Consider the following 3898-nt stretch of genomic DNA (forward strand, 5'->3'; position numbering starts at 1 on the left):
TGGTCGAGGGTATCGCCACGAAGGCACAAAACTCATTTGATGGATAATCGCTGAGGATGTCCTCTACCGCTGAGACTGGAAGCCCATTCAGCTGTTTATCCTTTAAATACTCGGCTTCAACACAAAAGCCTGCAATCGTGTAGTCTGAATCGTAGGTGAAATACTCGAAGGCAATTTCTGCTAGCTCTCCGGCGCCGATGATGATTAGCTTTTTAGGTTTGCTCATTATGTAATCCTTGTTCAATGAGGATTGGCAGAAGACTTGGAATTCGCGCCATTCTAGCATTGCTTTCTATCAATCTGATACAGCAACTCACCCTCAGCGCGATGCATGTGGGCGCTATTTAAGTAGAGAATTTTGCATTTATTATTTAGTATCGCGCGAACATTTCAATACTAGGCTTTGACCTATGGCGTTAAGATTATTAATCATCTCCTCCTACACCGACACTTGGAATTCGGTTCGTCCTGAAGCCGAGATTTTCATCGGCTTAGCGAAGCTGGGTGTCGACGTGACGTTGATGACAGAAGGTGATGCAGAGTACGTTTCACGCTTTAAAGAAAATGGCGTGAAGATTATCGATTTCCACCCGAAGAAGAAGTTTCAGTGGTCGGCGATTAAACGGGTTCGGGCTGAACTGAAAAACGGTCAATACGACGCGCTTTATATGTTCAACAACAAGGCGATTACCAATGGATTGTTTGCCTCTATCGGATTGCCGGTGAAGACGGTCTCATATCGAGGGCAGACGGGTAATATCTATTGGTATGATCCAACAAGCTATTTGACGCATTTAAATCCGCGCTTGGATGCAATTATTTGTGTCGCGAATGCGGTTCGTGATGATCTTTACCTGCACTCGCGTTTACCGAAAGATCGAATTACGACCGTTTACAAAGGGCATTCGCTTGATTGGTATCAGGATGCGCCTGCCGACTTGTCTGAGTTTGGTATCCCTGATGGCGCTTTCGTCGTAGGTTGCGTTGCTAATGACAGACCGAGAAAGGGCCTACCAATTTTGTTGCAAGCCTCGCATCAGCTTCCTCAAGACAAAGAGGTTTATTTTTTACTTGTTGGCAACGGCATGGACAGTGAGGCAATTCAAACGCTGATTAATCAAAGCCCGATGGCCGATCGCATTAAAGTAGCAGGGCATAGAAAAGATGCGCCGGCGTTGATTGCGGCGTGCGATGTCTCTGTCTTGCCATCGCTAAAAAGAGAGGGCTTACCCAAAACGGTGATCGAAGCCATGGCGTATGGAACCGCTGCGATTGTTTCAGACACGGGGGGCAGTGCCGAGCTTATTGTTGACGGTGAAAGTGGTATTCGTGTGCAGCCGGGCGACGTAGCAGCGATTGCTCAGGGAATTGCGCGTTTAGAGGCGGATCGTCACCTATGCGCGGCCATGTCAGAGGCCGGACGAAATAGGATTCGGGATCATTTCAATACTGAAAAGTCAGCCCAGGATACCTTGACCTTTTTAGCGCAGCTCGTGGCAGAAAAGTAATTTTTAAGCTGCTAGCCTTTCCCAACAAAAACTGTTTTCATAACTGCATAATTACATTTGTGTTTTAAGAGTATTTGGATGTCCTTACGCCAGGATAGCGCGCTAGTAGCTTTGCTTAGTTTCGCATTGGGTTTGTTGTTGGCGGTCATGCCCTTAAAGGCGAACGCGCGAGGTGTTTCGCCTTATCTTCCACTACATATCTCACCAGAAGCGGAACGTCAGATCGAACGATTGATGGTGCTGGCGGGCGATCCTGTTTTAACGCGGCCGATTCCTGCAGCACGCGTCCATGATGCTTTGAAATATTACTGTGAAGAGCCAAACACTCTATGTCGACAAGTGCGTAGCTATCTCAAGCGTTACTCGCAGACGGATGGGTTTACTTACGCTAATTTAGAGTTGAACGCCAAAAGCGATGAGAGTATTCCTTTGCCGAATCAGCGAGGCGAAGACAGTGATAACGCTGCAACAATCAATGCGCAGCTATACCTTCGACTAAATCAACACTGGTATGCGTTTCTGGGTGGTGAGCGTCGTGAAGACGGCGAATCCATGGAAGGCACCTACTCCAGCTTTGGTGTTGACTGGATGCAGTTTGATGTTGGCTATCGCTCACATTGGCTCTCTCCTATGCAGCACAGTGCGATGCTCTGGAGCACGAACGCTGAAACGCGCCCCTCATTAACACTTTCGAGCCCCATTTCAATCGGCTCGCTCGGCTTTCGCTATGAGTTGTTCGCAACTCAATTAAGCAAGTCAGACAATATCGCCTATCAAGGTGGCCTGACTTCCGGAAACCCATGTGCGATTGGCATGCATTTGAGTCTCAACCCTGTGCGACATGTCGCTTTTGGTTTGAATCGGGTGATGATCTACGGTGGGGGCGAACGGGGTGAGTGTTATGAGCCTGAAAACTTATTGAAAGCATTTTTTGACCCGAGTGGGGCGGATAATGCGGGGGATAATCTTAGTCAAGACGACGAATTCGGAAACCAAAGCGCCTCGCTGACCTCTCGGATCAATGTGACAGGCCAAGTGCCGTTTAGCCTTTATTTTGAGTACGCGGGCGAAGATACCTCAGTAAACAAGTTTTACAGACTTGGTAATGCGGCGTTACAGGGGGGTATTTATTTTCCTTCGTTGTTTGAGGAAGTCGATCTGACCTACGAATACTCCGAGTGGCAAAACAGTTGGTATGTACATTCGATTTACAAGGATGGCAGTGTCAGCGGCGGAAATATAATTGGTCATGCTGCCGCAGATCAGCGACAGAAGGGCGATGGTGCTGGTGGTCGCTCTAGCTTGCTTAGTTTTGGCTGGCAACATGCGGTGGATCGTTTGTTGAATGTACAGTTTAGAACGATTCAACAAGCCTCTTATTCTAGCTTTCATTACGAACCCGCATTCGATGCACAGGTGCGTTACTCAATCGCAGCGAGCGATTATATTTGGGGCTTGGAGGGGCGAACAGGAAGTAGTGTTTGGGATGAGGACTATTACCAGGTAGGAGCATTCGTTCGATGGTAAGGCGCATAAACAAGGTGGTTTTGTTGGTGCTAGGCCTGGCGCTTAGTGCATCGTCCTTTGCAGAGACGGAGTTTTCGTATTCGTTGGCGCTTGGCTCGACGATAGGAAAGGTAAAAACACTGCTTGATGGCGGGGACAATCCAGCAGCCGATACAAGTGATTGGGAGGCGGGACCTTACGTCGCATTTGGTGTTCACGGTTTGTATGCCGAGCGTCATGAGCTTGGTCTTGTTGCAAGTTACTCGACAGCGGATGGCGATGGCCTGTTGTCTATCAGGCCTTTTGATTATCGTTATCGTTTATCGGATGCACTCCGTTTGAAGGCATTTTTTGGTGTGGCGCGCTACGATAAGGAGACTGCCGCGCACGGATACTATCTAGGCTTTGGTAGCGAGTGGCGCGTGCTGTCTCACTCTAAAACCGATGGTTTAGGGCTTGGGGTTGAATTCGCATACGGTGACAAGATCGCCCGAGACCGGGTTTTGCCAACCGATCCTCCGGCCATAGAGGCAAGCTCCCCAGAAATTTTCTATGATATGACTTTGGTGAATACCTATATCGCTTGGTATTTTTAGCTCGAGGCGCTGAACATGAAAGTTGTGATCGTTCAAAAGGATCTTAAGAATCTGCGCTCAGGCGTCTCGCGTTTGGTTCGCTCTGAGTTAGAGGCTTTAGACGAAGTGGGGCACGAGTCATTTTTAATCTCAGAGAAAGTAAAGCCGATTGCTTATTCTCATACCAGCGCGCAAGTTCGTAAAACCTTTCGCTGGCCTTTCAAGGGTGCGATCCGACGTCGTTTTTTTAAGTGGCAGACGGAGTATTGGTTAGGCCGTATTGCGCCTGATGTATCGATCGCGCACGGA

Annotated in this window: 4 protein-coding genes and 1 pseudogene; 4 read left to right on the forward strand and 1 reads right to left on the reverse strand. The window is 48.4% G+C overall.

From position 1 onward, the window contains the following. Positions 1-226 (reverse strand): annotated as a pseudogene (locus A3751_RS07195) (transferase); the annotation flags it as partial. 184 nt (positions 227-410) lie between these two features. On the opposite strand from A3751_RS07195, the gene A3751_RS07200 reads away from it, so the two are divergent. The 4 genes from A3751_RS07200 to A3751_RS07215 form a co-directional block, all read left to right on the forward strand. Then, positions 411-1508 (forward strand): glycosyltransferase family 4 protein, encoded by a 1098-nt coding sequence (locus A3751_RS07200; protein ID WP_068453811.1) that lies wholly within the window; start codon positions 411-413, stop codon positions 1506-1508. Positions 1509-1586: 78 nt separating this feature from the next. Next, a complete protein-coding gene (locus A3751_RS07205) occupies positions 1587-3035 on the forward strand; it encodes a capsule assembly Wzi family protein (RefSeq protein WP_068453813.1) in 1449 nt (482 codons plus the stop codon). After that, entirely contained in the window at positions 3029-3610 is a 582-nt protein-coding gene (locus tag A3751_RS07210; RefSeq protein ID WP_068453815.1) for a hypothetical protein, read from the forward strand. The genes A3751_RS07205 and A3751_RS07210 overlap by 7 nt, the downstream gene beginning before the upstream one ends. A gap of 15 nt (positions 3611-3625) precedes the next feature. Next, positions 3626-3898, forward strand: a 273-nt coding sequence (locus A3751_RS07215; RefSeq protein WP_156492307.1) for a hypothetical protein, incomplete at its 3' end; no start/stop codon positions are given.

The sequence above is a fragment of the Oleiphilus sp. HI0080 genome (assembly GCF_001635135.1).